Source organism: Streptococcus urinalis 2285-97 (genome assembly GCF_000188055.2).
Taxonomy (GTDB): domain Bacteria; phylum Bacillota; class Bacilli; order Lactobacillales; family Streptococcaceae; genus Streptococcus; species Streptococcus urinalis.
The window spans coordinates 649,853-669,329 of the sequence record NZ_AEUZ02000001.1; the positions used below are offsets into that span (position 1 = coordinate 649,853).

The following is a 19,477-nucleotide window of genomic DNA, read 5'->3' on the forward strand; positions in this document are numbered from 1 at the left end:
TTACTTGTGTTACTCTTTTATTATAGCATGATTTTTGGTAGAATAGACCGAAAGACTTTTTGAGATTTGGAGTAAATAATGCGAAAAAAACCTATCATTATTGGTGTTACAGGAGGATCTGGTGGGGGTAAGACCAGTGTATCACGTGCGATTTTAGACAATTTTCCAAATGCAAGAGTTGCAATGATTGAACATGACTCTTACTATAAAGATCAAGGTCACCTTACTTTTGATGAAAGAGTCACGACAAATTACGACCATCCTTTAGCATTTGATACAGATTTTATGATTGATCAATTAAAGGAATTAATTGCTGGGAGACCTGTAGATATTCCAATTTATGATTATAAAAATCATACAAGAAGTGATAGAACTTATCGTCAAGACCCACAAGATGTCTTTATCGTAGAAGGTATCCTAGTTTTAGAGGACGAGCGCCTTAGAGACTTAATGGATATCAAAATATTTGTGGATACTGACGACGACATCCGTATTATTCGTCGGATTAAGAGAGACATGGTCGAGCGTGGAAGAAGTCTAGATAGTATTATTGAACAGTATACAGCAGTTGTAAAACCTATGTATCATCAATTTATTGAACCGACAAAACGTTATGCCGATATTGTTGTTCCAGAAGGAGTAAGTAATTTAGTAGCTATTGATTTAATTAATACAAAAATTGCAAGTATTCTAGGGGAAAGTAGTGAATAGGCAAACCTAAGTGGTTAGCCTTTTTTAGTTAAAGGATAAAAAATGTTAATACTCATCTATTTATTTCTATTATTGTGGAATCTTTTTGTATTTATACTCTATGGTGTTGATAAATCGCGTGCTCAAAAAAATCAATGGCGAATCTCAGAAAAAACACTCTTGTTGACAGCATTCTTTTTTGGCGGTTTTGGTGCCTTTTTAGGTGGGAAAATCATGCATCATAAAACAAAAAAGTGGTATTTTAGAGTAGTTTGGTATTTGGGAATGTTAATGGTATTAGCACTGATTGGCATGATTTTTTACTCTTTTCCGTCAGTTTAATATTATTATTTTTGATATCAATATTGTTAATTCTTATGGAAAAAGATTTCTTTTATACTGATAAAGCATATGAAATTTGATATAATGTAGATTATGGAAAAAAGAAATAAAATCGCAGCTTACAACTTAATGCTAGCTCAAGCAGAAGTCTTGTTTGCAAAGGAAAGTAACCCTATTGCTAACCTTTCCAATGCAAGTGCATTAATCAAAACAACCTTACCAGATTCTGTTTTTTCTGGATTTTATCTAACAACTCAAGAAAACGAATTAATTTTAGGGCCATTTCAGGGGAATGTATCTTGTGTGCACATTCATTATGGAAAAGGTGTCTGTGGTGAAGCTGCTCAAAAACAAGAAACGTTAATAGTTGACGATGTGACGAAACATCAAAATTATATTGCATGTGATTCTGCAGCAAAAAGTGAAATTGTTGTTCCAATGATAAAAGACAACAAAGTTATTGGAGTCTTGGACTTGGATTCTTCAAATGTTGCAGACTATGATGAAATTGATAAAGAATATCTTGAAAAATTGGTTTATCTTTTAATGAATAAAACCATTTTCCATTATCAAATGTTTGAACTGGAGTAGTTAATGTACCAAGCCTTATACCGGAAATACCGCAGCCAAACCTTTCATGAAATGGTTGGCCAGACTGTAGTCTCCACAACTTTAAAACAAGCCGTTGAAACTGGGAAAATTAGTCATGCTTATCTGTTTTCTGGTCCAAGGGGTACTGGAAAGACGAGTGCAGCAAAGATATTTGCTAAAGCAATGAACTGTCCTAATCAAGTAAATGGTGAACCTTGTAATCAATGTGATATCTGCCGTGATATCACAAATGGGAGTCTAGAAGATGTCATCGAAATTGATGCTGCTTCAAATAATGGTGTTGATGAAATCCGAGAAATCCGAGATAAGTCAACCTATGCTCCAAGTAGAGCCACTTACAAAGTTTATATTATCGATGAAGTACATATGTTATCAACAGGTGCTTTTAATGCTTTATTAAAGACATTAGAAGAACCAACTGAAAATGTCGTCTTTATTCTTGCGACAACTGAATTACATAAGATTCCAGCAACAATTCTTTCTAGAGTTCAACGTTTTGAGTTTAAGACCATTAAACAAATTGATATTAAAAATCATCTTATTACCATCCTTGAAAATGAAGGCATCAGTTATGACACTGAAGCTTTGGATATTATTTCAAGAAGAGCAGAAGGTGGAATGAGAGATGCTCTGTCTATCTTAGATCAGGCTCTTAGTCTCACTACTGATGCTAAAGTCAGTCAAGAAATTGCAGAAGAGATTACAGGAACAATTAGTTTATCCTTGTTAGATGATTATGTTCAAAAGCTACTAGAAAAAGATGCAGCTTCAGCATTAGCAATTCTTGAACAACTCTTTGAACAAGGTAAGAGCATGCAACGCTTTGCTACTGATCTTTTACTTTATTTTAGAGATTTACTGATGGTAAAGTCTGGAAGTGAGAATCTTCATCAATCAGCCTTATTTGAACTTAATCTAGAAATGGCAACAAGTCAACTCTTTCAAATGATTAATATTGTGACTGAAAGTTTACCTGCAATAAAACAAGGAACTCATCCCAAGGTATTTGCTGAAGTGATGACAATCAAATTAACAGAAGTTGATTCTGCATCTCATACGAATTCTGAGATAGCATTGTCAGACTCTTTGAATGAAGAGTTATCGGATCTTCGACGTCAAGTGTCAGAATTAAAGACACAATTAGAAAAATTTCAGCATAGTAATCAAGAAGTAAGTACTAGAGTTAATCAGAAAACACAAGTCACTTATAAAATTGATAAAGGTAAGATTCTAACAATTATGCAAGAAACAGTTGCAGATAGTTTGAAATCACGCCAATATTTGGATGCACTTAAAGGTGCTTGGAATGATATTTTAGATTCTATTTCAGCTCAAGATAGAGCATTATTATTAGGTTCAGAGCCAGTATTAGCTAATAGTGAGAATGCCATATTAGCATTTGATGCTGCATTTAATGCTGAACAAGCAATGAAGAGAACAGATTTAAACACCATATTTGGTAATATTATGAGTCAGGCAGCAGGATTCTCACCAAATATTTTAGCTGTTCCAAGACAAGATTTTAACCAAATTCGCTCTGAATTTGCTAGTCAAATGAAAAAAGACAAACCGGATGATCAGGCTCAAAAAGAAGAGCCTGAAATTCCAGAAGGTTTTGACTTTTTAGCAGGTAAAATCAATACAATTGAAGATTAAAAAAAAGTGAAATAAGAAATTTATTTCACTTTTTGGTATAATAACAGTATGACAATTAGACAATTTATCTTTATTGCACTTTTGTGTAGTTTTGAAACTTATTTTTTTAATGATGCCATTTTAAGTGGTGATTATATTTTTGCGATTTTTTGGGGGTTTCTACTTTATAGAGACCTTAGACGCGCACATACAATCAATAAACTAACCAAAACAATTGTTGACTCCCTTAAGGATCCTAACTCCAAGAAGAAAGACTAATTTCTCCACTTCGGAGTTTTTTTGTTTCTCCATTATCCAGTTTAACAATTAAATGTCCTTGATCAGTAATTTCTTTGGCAATACCCTTAAAGAACTGGTGATTCTCTTCGAAAGTTACTTGTTTATCAAGAACAAGTGATTTATCTTTGTAAACTTTTAACAGGTCTTTTTCAGGAGTTTCAAAAAATAATGTCCAAATACGAGAAATCAGATCTTGTCTTGTAATGGTAGGATTTTGGTTATATAAAGAAGTTGCTTTATTTTCTATGGCTTTTGGAAAGACTACATTGGAAAAATTTAATCCAATTCCGATTATCATGTCAGTTACTAAACCAGTTTCAATGGAGGTAAGAGCTTCGGTCAAAATACCTCCTATTTTTTTATCATTAAAATAGATGTCATTAACCCATTTAATGTCAGTTTCAATGCCAGTTAGTTGACTGATTGCTTTCACAGTAGCTGAAGCAATGAGTAGTGTATAAGGTTTGATCTCTTGAAAAGGCACATTAGGAGTTAATCGTAAACTCATATATATGCCACCTTGTGGTGAATAAAAATTCCGATCATATCTTCCCTTACCCTTTTCTTGATGGTCACTAATATAGAGATGAGGAACGTTATCTTTATTTTGTATGCCTAGTTTGGCTTCTGTTTGTGTTGATTGACAACTTTTTTGATAGGTAACTGAAATCCCAAGATTATTTTCAAGTTGTTCTGGAATGATGATATCTCCCGATGTCAGTCGATATCCTTTATGTTTAGCAGAATCAATTTGGACACCTGAAGCCTGAAGAGATTTGATGGCCTTCCAAACAGCAGTTCTTGAAATATGTAATTGTTCAGCGATTGTTTCTCCACTAAGATAGTCTTTCTCTTGAATAAGAAGTTGGTAGATGGTTTCACTAGTTTTCATAGCCTTAGTATAGTCTATTTTAATAAAAAGGAAAAGCAAAATCTAAAAAAATCTTTTTCATCATTTTTTTAGGATATTCTTTTTCTTTTTTAATCTTAAAGTGCTATAATAGACAACGTTAATAAGTCCCGATAAGGCAACAATAAGTATAATGATTATTGTTGGTGCTTTGTAACTTTTTAACATGACATTTTTTATTTAAAAGGGGGACATTTATATGTCAGAACGTAAACTTTTCACGTCTGAATCAGTATCTGAAGGGCATCCAGATAAAATAGCAGACCAAATTTCAGATGCCATTTTAGATGCCATTTTAGAGCAAGATCCAGAAGCCCATGTCGCTGCTGAAACGTGTGTCTATACAGGTTCAGTTCATGTATTTGGTGAGATTTCGACGACAGCCTATGTCGATATTAATAGAGTCGTTCGTGATACTATTGCAGAAATTGGGTACACCCATAGTTCCTACGGTTTTTCAGCTGATACTGTTGGTGTGCATCCATCACTAGTTGAACAATCACCAGATATTGCTCAAGGAGTTAACCAAGCTTTAGAAAGTCGCGAGGGCTCAGATGAAGATGAACTTGACAAAATAGGTGCTGGTGACCAAGGCCTCATGTTTGGTTTTGCTGTTGATGAGACACCAGAATTAATGCCTTTACCCATTTCATTATCACATCAATTGGTAAAAAAACTTGCTGATTTAAGAAAATCAAATCAACTGACCTATTTAAGACCAGATGCTAAATCACAAGTGACAGTTGAATATGATGAAGATGATCAACCAAAACGTGTTGATACTGTTGTTATTTCGACACAACATGATCCTGATGTTGATTATGAAACATTAAAAAAAGATATCATCGAAAAGGTTATCAAAGTAGTTATCCCAAATCACTATATTGATCATCAAACTAAGTTTTATATCAATCCAACTGGAAGATTTGTTATTGGTGGACCTCAAGGTGATTCTGGATTAACAGGAAGAAAAATAATAGTTGATACTTATGGAGGCTACGCTAGACATGGTGGTGGAGCTTTCTCAGGTAAAGATGCGACGAAAGTTGATAGATCTGCATCATATGCAGCCAGATATATTGCTAAAAATATTGTGGCAGCGGAACTTGCCAAAAAAGTTGAAGTGCAGTTAGCTTATGCCATTGGAGTAGCCCAACCAGTTTCGGTAAGGATTGATACATTTGGAACAAGCCTATTAGAAGAAGCTGAATTAGAAAAAATAGTGAGACGTTTATTTGATCTAAGACCTGCTGGAATTATCAAAATGTTAGATTTAAAACGACCAATTTACAAACAAACTGCAGCTTATGGACATATGGGTAGAACAGATATTGAACTACCTTGGGAACAATTAGATAAAGTTTCAGAACTACGAGAAGCTTTTTTAGATAAATAAAATAAAACAATAGACAAGACTAAGATTAAAAAATCAGATTTCTACTAAATTTGATTAAAATCTAGTCTTGTTTTATTTGTCAAATAATCATCTTTATGTTAAAATGTAAAGGTTGAATTCTAGTTTTGAGAAAGAAATAACTGTATGAGAAAAATAATAATCAATGGTGGTAAACCGCTTACAGGAGAAGTAGCTGTTTCTGGTGCCAAAAATAGTGTTGTTGCACTAATACCAGCCATCATTTTAGCAGATGATATTGTAACTTTAGATGGTGTTCCCGCTATCAGTGATGTAGATAGCTTAATTGAAATGATGAGAGAAATGGGAGCTAGTGTTGAAAGAAATGGTGAAACACTGACCATCGATCCAAGAGATGTCAAAGATAAACCAATGCCTTATGGTAAAATTAACAGTTTAAGAGCTTCCTACTATTTCTATGGTAGTTTGTTAGGTAGGTTTGGTCAGGCAACTGTTGGTTTACCTGGCGGATGTGATTTGGGTCCTAGACCTATTGACCTTCATTTAAAAGCTTTTGAAGCTATGGGTGCTACAGTTGCTTATGAAGGTGAGTCAATGAGAATTGCCACTAATGGTGGTCAACCTATTCATGGTGCTCATATTTTCTTTGATACTGTTACTGTAGGAGCAACTATTAACACGATGTTAGCTGCAGCAAAAGCTAAAGGTAGAACTGTTATTGAAAATGCAGCAAGAGAGCCTGAAATCATTGATGTTGCAACTTTGTTAAATAATATGGGTGCTCATATTCGTGGTGCAGGTACTGATATCATCACTATCGAGGGTGTAGATTACCTTCATGGGACAAGACATCAAGTGATTCCTGATAGAATCGAAGCAGGAACCTATATCGCATTAGCTGCGGCAGTAGGTTCAGGAATAAAAATTAGCAACGTCCTTTACGAACATTTAGAAAGTTTTATCTCTAAACTTGAAGAAATGGGTGTACGAATGACAGTTGAGGAAGATTCTATTTTTGTGGAAAAACAAGAAAAACTTCAAGCAGTCACTATCAAAACTTCACCTTATCCAGGTTTTGCAACTGATTTACAACAGCCATTAACGCCTTTACTGCTAAAAACGGATGGTCAAGGAACAATTATTGATACGATTTATCAAAAAAGAGTTAATCATGTCCCTGAGTTAGCCAGAATGGGTGCCGATATTAGTATTTTAGGCGGTCAAATCAAGTTTAAAGGTGTAAACTCCCTAGTTGGAGCACCTGTTAAAGCTTCTGATTTACGAGCTGGTGCAGCACTCGTTATTGCTGGGTTGATGGCAGAAGGTAGGACAGAAATTTCTAATATTGAATTTATATTACGTGGCTATTCAAATATTGTTGAAAAATTAACAGCAATTGGAGCAGATATCACAATCGTTGAAGAATGAGAAAGGCTATGCCTTTCTTTTTTTGATTTGACTGTTATAGTAGTAGTTTAGGACTTGTGCTATAATAGTTTCATGGATATTTGGACACTCTTAGCAAAGTTTGCAACTTTTGAAACGAATGAATTGATTCTAAGACCGATACGATATGAAGATTCTGATTCATTTTGGAACATGCGATCAAAGTCTTCTGATTATCCCTTTGTCTTTAGTGATGATGTTGATCGTAATACTAGTGATTTTATTCTTGTTCATTCTTTTATGAAGAAACCACTAGGTGTTTGGGCGATTGAAAATAAAGTCACTCATACAATGATCGGATGTATTCGTTTTGAAAAGATTGATAGTCAAAACCTTACTGCTGAGATTGGCTATTTTATCAATAAAGGTTTCCAAAGAAAAGGCTATGGAAAGCAAGCACTTAATTGTATTACTTTCTTAGCCTTTCACGAATTAGCTTTCAAAAAATTGAGTTTGATTATTCATAAAGAAAATGTTGCTAGTCAGTTACTGGCAAAATCTTGTCAATATAAATTTGTTCGTTATTTTAAAGGTAGTGATCGTCATACGCATAAAATTCGAGATTATGCTTTATTTGAATTATTGGTAGGTGAATATCATCATGAGTAAACATCAGGAAATTCTGGAGTATTTAGAAAATTTAGCTATCGGAAAAAGAGTTAGTGTAAGAAGTATATCCAACCATTTAAATGTAAGTGATGGCACAGCTTATCGTGCCATTAAAGAAGCTGAAAATCGAGGTATTGTTGAGACAAGACCAAGAAGTGGTACTGTCCGTGTTGAAAAGAAAACCAATGTCAAGATTGAAAAGTTAACTTATGCTGAAATTGCCAGAATTAGTGATTCAGAAGTTTTAGCAGGACAATCTGGATTAAGCCATGAATTTAGTAAGTTTTCAATTGGTGCTATGACAAGACAAAATATTGGACGCTATCTTGTAAAAGGTGGTCTGTTGATTGTCGGAGATCGTGAAAATATTCAATTATTAGCACTTGAAAATTATAATGCTATTTTAGTAACAGGTGGTTTTCCCGTATCAAATAGGGTTGTTAAATTAGCAAACAACCAAGGTATTCCTGTTATGGTCACTCATTATGATACTTTTACAGTGGCTACAATGATTAACCATGCACTTTCTAATGTCAGAATTAAGACAGATTTAAAAATCGTTGATCAAGTCTATCAATCAAAAGATGACTATGGATATCTTTCAAACAAAGCTAGTGTTTTTGATTACAGTGAGTTGATGAAAAAAACGGGAAACGTTCGTTTTCCAATTGTGAATGACAAAAACAAAGTTGTCGGTGTTGTTAGTATGCGTGATGTTGTAGGACGAGAAGATCAAACCATACTAGAAAAAATCATGACTAGAAATCCCATTTTAGCGAAACCAACAGCTAGTTTGGGGAATATTTCTCAAAAAATGATTTTTGAAGATCTGAACATGCTGCCTGTTATTTCAGAAAATAAAACACTCTTAGGTGTTATTACCCGAAGACAGGCTGTTGAAAATCTACCAAATATGCAGCATAGTCATTTATTTACTTATAGTGATCAAATGATTTCTGCTATTGATAAGGTAGATAAAGGATTTAAAGTAGAAGTTGAGCCAGCTATGGTAGATTCAACAGGGAATCTTGCGCATGGTGTCTTGTCTGAAATTCTAAAAGACATTACAGTTCAGCTTTTAACTAAAAAACATCAAAAAAATATCATTATTGAACAAATGATGTTATACTTCTTACATGCTGTCCAAATTGATGATCAATTAGACATCGTTCCTAATATCATCACAATAAATCGAAAGAGTAGTACACTTGATTTTGAAGTTTATGTTGATGATCAAGTTGTTACTAAGGCAATTATCACGACAAAAATTAATTAAAAGGAAAATTTAAAATGATTACATTAAAATCTGATCGAGAAATTAAAGCAATGGATAAAGCTGGTGATTTTTTAGCTAGTATTCATATTGGCTTAAGAGAAATTATCAAACCTGGAGCTGATATGTGGGAAGTTGAAGAATATGTTCGTCGTCGTTGTATTGAAGAAAATGTTCTTCCCCTTCAAATTGGTGTTGATGGGCAGATAATGGATTACCCATATGCAACTTGTTGTAGCCTAAATGATGAAGTTGCACATGCCTTTCCAAGACATTATAAATTGGAAGAAGGTGATTTGCTTAAAGTTGATATGGTTTTAAGTGAACCTCTTGATAAATCAATTTTAGACGTTTCTAAATTAGATTTTAATGACGTTGAAGCTATTAAAAAATACACTGAGTCTTACAAAGGTGGTCTAGCTGATTCTTGTTGGGCTTATGCAGTAGGACAACCTTCTGATTTAGTGAAGGATCTAATGGATGTTACTAAAGAAGCCATGTATCTTGGCATTGAAAAAGCAGTCATTGGTAACCGTATTGGTGATATTGGTGCAGCGATTCAAGATTATGCTGAAAGTCGTGGTTATGGTGTTGTGCGTGATTTAGTTGGTCACGGCGTTGGACCAACAATGCATGAAGAACCAATGGTACCAAATTATGGAATCGCAGGTAGAGGTCTACGCCTTAAAGAAGGAATGGTCCTTACTATAGAACCTATGATTAATACAGGAACTTGGGAAATTGATACAGATATGGATACAGGTTGGGCCCATAAAACCCTTGACGGTGGTCTTTCATGCCAATATGAACATCAATTTGTCATTACAAAAGATGGGCCAGTTATATTGACTAGCCAGGGAGAAGAAAGAACTTACTAGGATGAAAAAAAATCATTTTTTTGCCAAATTGACTTCAAAATTTCAATTTAAAGCAATAAAAGTTTTTATGTCGCATTTTCAAAGTGCAGAAATGGATTTATCTTCAATTGCAGTTGCCTATTATTTGATGTTAACTGCTTTTCCATTAATTGTCATTGCGGCTAATATTTTTCCATACCTTAATATTGATATTTCAGATTTACTGAGGTTAATGAAAGAAAATTTACCTCCTGATATCTATAAATCAGCTTATTCCATTACAGTTAATATTTTCTCCAAACCATCAGGAAGCATTCTTGGGGTAGCGACATTAACTGGTTTTTGGACAATGTCTCGAAGTTTAACCTCATTTCAGAAAGCTATTAATAAAGCTTACGGCGTCTCTCAACACAGGGATTTATTAGTTGGTTATTTAGTCGGATTTCTTTCTAGCATCTTGATTTTATTTTTGCTGACTTTTGCTTTATTGATTTCCACTTTTTCACAAGCTGCTATTCAAATTTTAGAAAAACAGCTGGATTTGAGTGGTTCAGTAACAAAAGTTTTTCTCCATTTGACACAGCCCATTACAGCTGTTCTCATATTTGTAGGCATAATGCTGCTTTATTTTTTACTTCCCAATGTTCGCATCAAAAAAATCAAATACATTTTACCTGGGACAGTTTTAACAACTTTTACCATGAGTTTTTTATCTAATTTAATTGGAAGCTATGTTGTCAAAAATGTTCATCGAATGGTGGATTTGAAGACATTTGGTTCGGTTGTGATATTCATCATTATGTTTTGGTTTATTGTTTTAGCTAGAATTTTAATTACGGGTGCAGTTTTAAATGCAACTTATCAAGAATTAAAACAAGGTGAGCTTGAAGGTCGCAATGGAGACGTTAGATCTATTGTTCAAAAAATAGGGAATAATACCAAAAGACGTGTAGAATAAAACAAGTACTTACCTAAAGTTGACTTTATGATAAAATAATGACATTATGAGGTAATATTAAAATGCAATTAAAAAATCATGTTAAAGCTATAAAAGGTGAAATTCTCGTCCCAGGAGATAAGTCAGTTAGCCATCGAGCGATTATGTTCGCAAGTATTGCTGAGGGAACAAGTACAATAAAGGGTCTCCTAAAAAGTGAAGATGTTTTAGCAACAATAAAAGCTTTTCTTGAGATGGGTATCAAGATTGAAGAGAAAGATAATGTGTTTATCATTGAAGGCAAAGGTTTTTCAGGATTGAGTCAGGCTCATAAACCATTAGACTTAGGAAATTCAGGAACGAGCATGCGTCTTTTGTCTGGAATTTTGGCGACTTGTCCTTTCAAAACAGTATTAACTGGTGATGATAGTTTATCAAATAGGCCAATGGATAGAATAGTAAAACCATTGCGTCAAATGGGACTTGATATTGCTGGCCAAGGTGAGAAACATTATCCCCCTTTAGTAATCAATGGGAACACGGTGTTACGTCCAATCCATTATCAGCTTCCAGTTGCTTCCGCACAAGTCAAGTCTGCCTTACTTTTTGCAGCTCTTAACACTGAAGGAAATTCTGAAATTATAGAGAAGCAATTGACGAGAAGTCATACTGAAGAAATGATAAAACAGTTTGGTGGAAAATTAACCCAAAAAGAGCTTCAAATCACTATTTCAGGAATACAGAAATTAAAAGGCAGTCATGTCAATGTTCCAGGAGATATCTCTTCTGCAGCATTTTGGATGGTAGCAGGTTTAATTGTTGACAATGCCCATTTAAGGCTTAAACATGTGGGTATCAATCCAACACGAACAGGAATAATAGACGTTATTCAAAAAATGAATGGTAAAATCAGTATTTCAAAAAGTAATAATGATAACACTGCGGATATTGTTGTCGAAAGTTCTGATTTAGTTGGTACAATGATTGAAGGTGATATTATTCCAAGATTAATTGATGAATTACCAATTATTGCATTATTAGCTACTCAAGCAAAAGGACAAACCATCATAAGAGATGCACAAGAATTGAAAGTGAAAGAATCTAATCGCATAGCATTAGTTACAGAAATTCTATCTTCTATGGGAGCAAATATCAAGGCGACAGAAGATGGCATGATAATAAATGGAAAAACAAATTTACATGCTACAACTGTTGATTGTAAAGGCGATCACCGAATAGGAATGATGACGGTTATCGCTTCACTTATTGTTGATGATGGCAATATCGAGTTAGTTGGACATGAGACCATAGCAACGAGTTACCCTCAATTTTTTGAAGATTTAAGGAGTATTATTGGTGAGTAAAATATTATTAGGATTTATGGGAGCTGGGAAAACGACTGTCTCTGGTTTTTTGGATAGCAACTATTATGAAATGGATGACATTATTGAAAATAGGATTGGCATGTCTATTACTGAGTTTTTTGCAAAAGAAGGTGAAGAAGCTTTTCGTGATATAGAAAGTCAAGTATTAAGAGAGCTGATGTCGAAAAAAGAAGATATTATCATTTCGACAGGTGGTGGTGTTGTTACTCGTGAAGAAAATAGAAACCTATTGCGAGAAAATAAGAGAAATAATATTTTGTTATCCGCCTCTTTTGACGTCCTTTATAAAAGAATTCAAGAGGACAAAGTTTTTCAAAGGCCTTTATACCTAAATAATTCTATAGAAAACTTTAGAGCTATTTTTGAAAAAAGAATGACTTTATATGAAGACCTTGCAGATTTGGTCATTGGTGTGGATCATAGAACACCTCAAGAAATTGCAAGAATTATTTTAAACTCATGAGTGAAATTTTTAAAGATTTAATCTGTCATGTCAAGACTTTTTATGAATATTAAGCTATAATGGAATGAGACCTCTTTTACAGAGTAAGAATTATCGTAAGGAAAAGTATTGTTTGGAAAAGAGATATGACTAGAAATCGCAATAACGGCTTAAGTCATCATGAAGAATTGAGGTATGACTATTTACTTCGTAATCTTCATTATTTGAGTGACACAGAAAAAAAAGAATACCGCTATCTAAAATTTAAAAAACAAGCAAGTGAAATGGAACCTCATTACCAACAAATTCCTATTTCACCACAAGACATTGAACAAAGCACCATCCCTCAAGAGACATATGGAGGTGAAAGCCAGTATATGACGACTTCTCAAGGATTACCAAAATATCCTGGTAGTCCTAGTAGAAGTTATAGACAGAATTCAAACAGTCTTCCTTCTTATGAGGAAAATATCTATTATCAAGAAAATGATCAATCTTACCCATATTATGAGGAAACCATTCCAGAAGCACCAGTTGAAAAGCGTTCAAAACGCAAACCAAAGAAACCCAAAAATCGCTGGAAAACAATTATTAAAATTATAGGAGCTTTATTACTTATTGTTCTTGCTGCAATGATTTTCATGTTTGTCAAAGGTATGGGTGATGTTCAAAGTGGTAAAAAGTCCTATAAGCCAGCAGTTGTTGAAGATTTTAATGGTATTAATTCAAAAAATGGAACCAATATATTAGTATTGGGCTCTGATCAAAGGGTCACACAAGGTTCAGCAGATGCGAGAACTGATACGATAATGGTTGTTAATGTTGGTAACAAATCCAATAAAGTTAAAATGGTGAGCTTTATGAGAGACACCTTAGTTAATATTCCAGGATATAGTGCTGATTCATATTCTCTTGATTTAAAACTAAACTCTTCCTTTAATCTGGGAGAGCAAGATGGCAATAAAGGGGCAGAATTTGTTCGTAAAACCCTAAAACATAATTATGGCATTGATATTAAGTATTATGTTATGGTTGATTTTGAGACTTTTGCAGAAGCAATTGATACCTTATTCCCAAATGGTGTTAAAATTGATGCTAAATTTTCAACCGTTGATGGGGAAGCTGTTGATTCCGTTGAGGTTCCAGATGATTTACGAATGAAAAATGGTGTTGTTCCAAATCAAACAATAAAAGTAGGAGAACAGCGTATGGATGGTCGAACCCTTTTAAACTATGCGCGTTTCCGTCATGATGATCAAGGGGATTATGGTCGAACAGTTCGTCAACAACAAGTCATTGCTGCAGTTATCCAACAAATTAAAGATACTACTAAATTATTTACAGGATCTGCAGCCATTGGTAAAGTATTTGCTTTAACATCAACAAATATCTCCTATCCTTTTATTTTATCTCATGGTGTATCTGTTTTAAGTGATGCTAAAAATGGGGTTCAACAAAAATCCATTCCTGAAGAGGGGGATTGGGTAGATGATTATGATATGTATGGTGGTCAAGCACTTTATGTTGATTTTGCAAAATATAAAAAAGAGTTGAAAAAAATGGGCCTTCGTTGATATGAGTCATAATATGATATAATAGAGTGATATGAGTCACTCTATTTTTGTGTGAGAAAAGGAAAATAAATGTTAACAAAAAATGATATTGTCCAAGTTGAAATTTCTGATTTAAGCCATGATGGTTCTGGAGTAGCGAAAATTGATGGTTTTGTTTTCTTTGTCGAAAATGCTCTTCCAGGTGAATTGGTAAAAATGAGAGTTTTAAAAGTAAAGAAGCAAATTGGTTTTGGTAAAGTAGAAGAATACTTAAGTAAATCACCTTATCGCAATGAACATCTTGATAATACCTATTTAAGAACAGGTATTGCTGATTTTGGGCATCTTGACTATGCTCAACAGCTAGTTTTTAAGCAAAAACAAGTGATTGACAATTTATATAAGATAGCTGGAATTTCAAATGTTTCCGTTAATCAAACACTTGGTATGGAAAAACCTTATGCCTACCGTAATAAAGCTCAAGTTCCCGTCAGAAGAGTCAATGGTCAACTGGAAACAGGCTTCTTTAGAAAAAATTCTCATGATTTAGTTCCAATTGATGATTTTTACATACAAGATAAGGCTATAGATCAATTAATTTCCTTCGTCCGTGATCTTTTAAGACGATATGACCTTAAACCTTATGATGAAAATGAAGGAACAGGATTGATCCGTCACATAGTTGTTCGAAAAGGGCACTATTCTAATCAAATGATGTTGGTCTTAGTAACGACGAGACCAAAGATTTTTAGAATTTATCAAATCCTTGAAAAATTAGTTAGTCAATTTCCAAATTTGGTTTCTATTATCCAAAACATAAATGATAAAAAAACAAATGCAATTTTTGGTCAAGAGTTTAAAACCTTATATGGAAAAGATACAATCACAGATAGCATGTTAGGGAATAACTACATCATTTCAGCTCAATCATTTTATCAAGTGAATACTGAAATGGCTGAAAAACTCTATCAAACAGCAATTGACTTTTCGGATTTGAATGAAAATGATATTGTTATTGATGCCTATTCAGGGATTGGGACAATTGGATTATCGTTCGCAAAAAAAGTCAAGGCTGTATACGGTGTTGAAGTGATTGAAACAGCTGTAAAAGATGCTAGGGAGAATGCGAAACAAAATGCGATTTCAAATGCCTTTTACACTGTAGGAACAGCAGAAGAAGCTATGGCACAGTGGTCCAAAGTGGGAATAAAACCAAGTGTTATACTAGTTGACCCACCTCGAAAGGGACTGACTGAAAGTTTCATCAAAGCCAGTGTTGCTATGGAACCGCAAAAGATAACTTATGTTTCTTGTAATCCAGCAACGATGGCGCGTGATATCGCTCTTTATCAAACGTTAGGATATCAGTTGAAAAAAGTTCAACCTGTCGATTTATTTCCACAAACACATCATGTCGAGACGGTCTGTTTACTAACCCGAAAAAATGTCGCAGGGTATGTGAACGTTGATATAGACGTGAAAGAGTTAAAGAAAGACAAGCTCCCACCTAAGCCAACGTACAAACAAATACAAGCATATGTGCTTGAGAAATACGGTATGAAGGTATCGACGCTGAATATCGCGACTGTTAAGGATGAATTAGGGCTTGAGAAGCAGTTTTCGTGGAAAGAAGACGGGATGGCTGCTAAAAATCGACCTCAATGCCCGAAGGAAAAGCACGATGCGATAGTGGATGCGTTCAGACATTTCAATATGACGCCGTAAAATCCCTGTAGAGACGTTTTAACGATGCAAGGCAAGGATTTATCCATCGACGATGAGAAAGCGCCTTAAAACGGCTTTTAGAAGGTCGTGAGAGATAATGAGAGTAAGTGATGCCTGGGAAGGCACGCTTGCTCTTTTTTTTTTTTGTGCGAGCACATGGCTGGATTCCAAGAAAAAGCCAGAAGAAGAGAGAGCGTGTGTCTCCCGGCACTGCCGCGCCGCTCGACACACGAAGAAGAAGGAGCCGGGCACAGGTAGGGTCGGGGTATGTGTGGGAAAATTGGTTTTAATTTTTCCCACACATTTTTTGTTGACTATCAAGGCGTTCAAGGCGAATGCCTATTTTTGCGTGGGAAACTCATTTTTGATTTTCCCACGCACTTTTTGTTGATAGTCAAGGGCTTCAGACTGTTTGTGGGAATGTGGGAAAAAATATCTAATAATGTAATATATTTTTACTTGTGCCTCTTTTAATTTATATAGGGGGGAGTTGAAAAAAAATTTCCCACATCCCCACATTTGCCTTGAACCCCAACGTGCTGTTGAAAAAATGCGTGGGAAAATGGGGTGCCATTTTTCCCACACACTGCCCTCAAAAAAATATTTTCTGCCTCTTTTTCTGTGCCCTGAATTTCTTTTTCCTCTTGATGGTGTTGGGGTTCGGGCTTTTGGGGTGCTTTTCTAGGTGCCGTTTTGGCTGTTCAAGGCCTGATTTTGCTTGCTATAAGCATTTGCGTGTGATATAATTTAATAGTAATTGAATAGTTCACGCGTGATAATCGCATTTGAGCGACCCTGTTTCACAGTTTGGGGAAGAACTTAAAAGCGACCAACACGTTAACGCACGAATGGAAACGGGCGGTGAACCTTTAGGAGAAATCCTATCGGTTTACCGCCCTTTTTGTTTATCGAAATATGAGAGGAGAGAAAGACATGTCAGTAAAGACCAAGACGAAGCACACGAAGTTCGGCGAATTGAATTACGGGGAATATGCAAGTCTAATGGCGGCGCTTGCCTGTAAGGATTTTCTGACCCTTGACGAGGCGACGGTCTTCTTCGACATCGGACGAACGCGCATGCAGCGAATCGTGAAGATGCCGGATGCGTCGCAGTTCGTCCTCATGAGTGGTAAGCGCAAGCTCATTGCACGCGAGAAGTTCCGCGACTATATCCTCGCGGGAAACAACATCAATCCGTAAAAGAAGACAAAAAGAAAGGTTGCCCCCTGCCTACGCAAGCAAATGGGACAACCACTTCAACTTATGAATAGGATACCACAAAACTGCTGGTAATGCAAGGTATTTCCTCTACATGGGTTGAACGAGAAGCTAAATCCTGAAAGGAGGAAATAAGGAATGAATCAAACATACGATGAAATTATTGATTTTGAGACGCTGGACTATCTGGAACAGATGGACATGGACAATCCGCCGTCTCCCATGACTATTAAGCGAGAGATTCTTGAGTCTATCAACAAGGTGATTGCCGTCTACAACAAGGGACCGGAAGACCCGCCTGGGTCTGGCGAGTTTCCGTCCCCCATGAAGGGCGACGACAAGTACAAGAAGCTCAAGACCTTACCGGCGAGGCAGGTTGCCTTGATTCTCATCCATCGCCACTGCGTGCGCCGCATCAATGTCGGAGGCACCAAGACAAAGAACTACGCGCTCGGCATGTACGTCTACGAAGGTGCGGACGAGGGAATCTACGACTTCGACGAGGACAAGATTTGCGCTCTGGCATCCGAGTACAACGCGATTGATGACTATCGTAACTGGAAGGCTGTCTTGGAGGCGCTCAAGGTCTTGGCGCCCGTTGTCGCACCATGTGCGGATGCGGATTTGGTTGCCGTCGGAAACGGCATCTACGATTACGGGAACAAGTTCTTGATGCCGTTCGACCCTGAGCTTGTCTTTACGATGAAGTCGCATGTGGATTTTATCGACAATGCGCCGAATCAGTTTATTGAGATGCCCGACGGCGAGGTCTGGGACGTGGACAGCTGGATGCAAGGTCTCTCTGATGACCCTGAGGTGGCGGCTTTCCTCTGGCGCGTTCTGGGCGCAGTCATACGCCCTAATGTGCCGTGGAACCATTCTATCTGGCTGCTGTCTGAGGTCGGCAACAACGGCAAGGGTACGCTGTGCCGACTGATGAGGAATCTGCTTGGCGATGGTGCGCACACGTCAATCAACCTCAAGCAGTTCGCTGAGCAGTTTGGGCTTGATGATTTGCTGAACGCATCGGCAATCATCACAGACGAGAACGACACGGATACATACATTGACAGCGCAGCGACCTTGAAGTCAATCATCACGGGCGACCTTGTCACGATTGACCGCAAGTTCAAGAGCAAGGTCAAGCTTCAGTTCCGCGGGATGATGGTGCAGTGCGTCAATTCGATGCCACGTGTCAAGGACAAGACCCCGTCGTTTTACCGCCGTCTATGCATCGTCCCGATGAACAAGCAGTTCGAGGGGTGCGAGCGCAAGTACATCAAGGACGACTATCTGGGGCGTAAGAAAGTGCTCGAGTACGTCCTCTACAAGCTTTTGGCTACGACGAACTGCTACGAGCTTGACCCGCCTAAGGCGTGTCTTGACTTGCTGAGTGAGTACAAGGAGTTCAACGACCCGGTGCGTGCCTTCATGGCAGAAGTCATGGAGCAGCTCGTGTGGGACTTGGTGCCTAATCAGTTTCTCTACGACCTGTATTGCCATTGGTATACACGCAACGTCAAAGGCAAGCCGGTTGGCAAGGGCGCATTTCTCAAGCAGATGCGTGTGATTCTTCCAGACTGTCCCGGGTGGACGGTAACAGATAGTTGCCGTCGTGGCACGAAGATGGACGCTCCCGAGCGTCTGATTCTCGATTACGGAGTGAACGAGTGGATGAATGAGAGTTACACGGGCAATGACTGGAAGAAGCGTTGCTCGCCGGATAACTTGAAGGAGTTTTATTCGGGGCTTGAGCGCGTAGCATCTGCCGTTGCATCAGGTGACAAATCCTCGTCCGAGGAGGACTGACATGCTTGCAGCAAGTCACTTGATTTTGGTCTCCATTCTGGCGCCTTCTTGGTCACTTGCTGACCACGGTAGTGCCAATGCGAGACCAGCAAGCGTCCCAAAATCGCGGCTATGCCCGTCCGCTTTCGGTGGGCACGCCGTCGATTTTCGACGCGGGATGCTGCCTTGTCCCCTCATCGGATGGGCGCACCTGCATCTCGATTTTCAGCGGGGCAGTCGTGCCTCCATGTGCCGAGTCGTCGGCACCATCAGACCCGTGCTCTGGGGTCTGAATCTCGGGGTCGAGGGGCGACGCCCCCGGAACCAATGTATCTGCGTCAAAGGCTCGCGAAGCGAGTTTTTGTACACGCGGATACTCT

The 19,477-nt window shown here is 37.0% G+C and carries 18 protein-coding genes; 17 read left to right on the forward strand and 1 reads right to left on the reverse strand.

All coding sequences use genetic code 11. From position 1 onward, the window contains the following. The first annotated feature begins 78 nt into the window (after nt 1–78). From udk to STRUR_RS03280, 5 genes are all read left to right on the forward strand, one after another. On the forward strand, nt 79–711 hold the full coding sequence (udk, locus tag STRUR_RS03260) for a uridine kinase (protein ID WP_006740024.1): 633 nt from the start codon (nt 79–81) through the stop codon (nt 709–711). A 42-nt stretch (nt 712–753) separates the two neighbouring features. Continuing rightward, nucleotides 754–1,032: a DUF1294 domain-containing protein gene (locus STRUR_RS03265; protein ID WP_006739433.1), complete on the forward strand. Its 279-nt coding sequence runs from the start codon at nt 754–756 to the stop codon at nt 1,030–1,032. A gap of 93 nt (nt 1,033–1,125) precedes the next feature. After that, nucleotides 1,126–1,623, forward strand: a complete 498-nt coding sequence (msrC, locus tag STRUR_RS03270) for a free L-methionine (R)-S-oxide reductase MsrC (RefSeq protein WP_006738828.1) — start codon at nt 1,126–1,128, stop codon at nt 1,621–1,623. A gap of 3 nt (nt 1,624–1,626) precedes the next feature. Beyond that, nucleotides 1,627–3,300, forward strand: a complete 1,674-nt coding sequence (gene dnaX, locus STRUR_RS03275; RefSeq protein ID WP_006739381.1) for a DNA polymerase III subunit gamma/tau — start codon at nt 1,627–1,629, stop codon at nt 3,298–3,300. 48 nt (nt 3,301–3,348) lie between these two features. Beyond that, a complete protein-coding gene (locus STRUR_RS03280) occupies nt 3,349–3,558 on the forward strand; it encodes a DUF3272 family protein (protein WP_006740271.1) in 210 nt (69 codons plus the stop codon). On the opposite strand, the gene birA is transcribed toward STRUR_RS03280, so the two are convergent. Continuing rightward, complete coding sequence (birA, locus tag STRUR_RS03285; protein ID WP_006738875.1) at nt 3,536–4,471, reverse strand: bifunctional biotin--[acetyl-CoA-carboxylase] ligase/biotin operon repressor BirA; 936 nt, start codon at nt 4,469–4,471, stop codon at nt 3,536–3,538. The genes STRUR_RS03280 and birA overlap by 23 nt on opposite strands. Before the next feature lie 217 nt (nt 4,472–4,688). Between birA and metK the strand changes: the two genes are divergently transcribed. The 12 genes from metK to STRUR_RS03355 all read left to right on the forward strand — a co-directional run bounded on the left by metK (nt 4,689) and on the right by STRUR_RS03355 (nt 19,118). Further along, on the forward strand, nt 4,689–5,885 hold the full coding sequence (gene metK, locus STRUR_RS03290) for a methionine adenosyltransferase (RefSeq protein ID WP_006739830.1): 1,197 nt from the start codon (nt 4,689–4,691) through the stop codon (nt 5,883–5,885). A gap of 144 nt (nt 5,886–6,029) precedes the next feature. Further along, complete coding sequence (gene murA / locus STRUR_RS03295; RefSeq protein WP_006739993.1) at nt 6,030–7,292, forward strand: UDP-N-acetylglucosamine 1-carboxyvinyltransferase; 1,263 nt, start codon at nt 6,030–6,032, stop codon at nt 7,290–7,292. Between the two features lie 72 nt (nt 7,293–7,364). Beyond that, nucleotides 7,365–7,919, forward strand: a complete 555-nt coding sequence (locus tag STRUR_RS03300; protein WP_006738459.1) for a GNAT family N-acetyltransferase — start codon at nt 7,365–7,367, stop codon at nt 7,917–7,919. Next, nucleotides 7,912–9,195 carry a CBS-HotDog domain-containing transcription factor SpxR gene (spxR, locus tag STRUR_RS03305; protein ID WP_006740688.1) on the forward strand — a complete coding sequence of 428 codons (1,284 nt, stop codon included), beginning with the start codon at nt 7,912–7,914 and terminating at the stop codon, nt 9,193–9,195. Before STRUR_RS03300 ends, spxR begins: the two co-directional genes overlap by 8 nt. 14 nt (nt 9,196–9,209) lie before the next feature. After that, on the forward strand, nt 9,210–10,070 hold the full coding sequence (locus STRUR_RS03310; protein WP_006739562.1) for a methionyl aminopeptidase: 861 nt from the start codon (nt 9,210–9,212) through the stop codon (nt 10,068–10,070). A gap of 1 nt (nt 10,071) precedes the next feature. Beyond that, nucleotides 10,072–11,007, forward strand: a complete 936-nt coding sequence (locus STRUR_RS03315; protein WP_006740325.1) for a YihY/virulence factor BrkB family protein — start codon at nt 10,072–10,074, stop codon at nt 11,005–11,007. Between the two features lie 62 nt (nt 11,008–11,069). Next, nucleotides 11,070–12,350 (forward strand): 3-phosphoshikimate 1-carboxyvinyltransferase, encoded by a 1,281-nt coding sequence (gene aroA, locus STRUR_RS03320; RefSeq protein ID WP_006739272.1) that lies wholly within the window; start codon nt 11,070–11,072, stop codon nt 12,348–12,350. Then, a complete protein-coding gene (locus STRUR_RS03325; RefSeq protein WP_006739358.1) occupies nt 12,343–12,834 on the forward strand; it encodes a shikimate kinase in 492 nt (163 codons plus the stop codon). The genes aroA and STRUR_RS03325 overlap by 8 nt, the downstream gene beginning before the upstream one ends. Nucleotides 12,835–12,959: 125 nt before the next feature. Then, the gene (locus STRUR_RS03330; protein ID WP_006739805.1) at nt 12,960–14,387 is read left to right on the forward strand and encodes an LCP family protein; all 1,428 of its coding nucleotides are present in this window, start codon (nt 12,960–12,962) and stop codon (nt 14,385–14,387) included. A gap of 69 nt (nt 14,388–14,456) precedes the next feature. Continuing rightward, a complete protein-coding gene (gene rlmD, locus STRUR_RS03335; RefSeq protein ID WP_006739486.1) occupies nt 14,457–16,091 on the forward strand; it encodes a 23S rRNA (uracil(1939)-C(5))-methyltransferase RlmD in 1,635 nt (544 codons plus the stop codon). Between the two features lie 933 nt (nt 16,092–17,024). Beyond that, nucleotides 17,025–17,291, forward strand: coding sequence for a MerR family transcriptional regulator (locus STRUR_RS03350; RefSeq protein ID WP_037595732.1), 267 nt, complete (start codon nt 17,025–17,027; stop codon nt 17,289–17,291). A gap of 156 nt (nt 17,292–17,447) precedes the next feature. Next, entirely contained in the window at nt 17,448–19,118 is a 1,671-nt protein-coding gene (locus STRUR_RS03355) for a DNA primase family protein (protein ID WP_006738883.1), read from the forward strand. Nucleotides 19,119–19,477 lie beyond the last annotated feature (359 nt).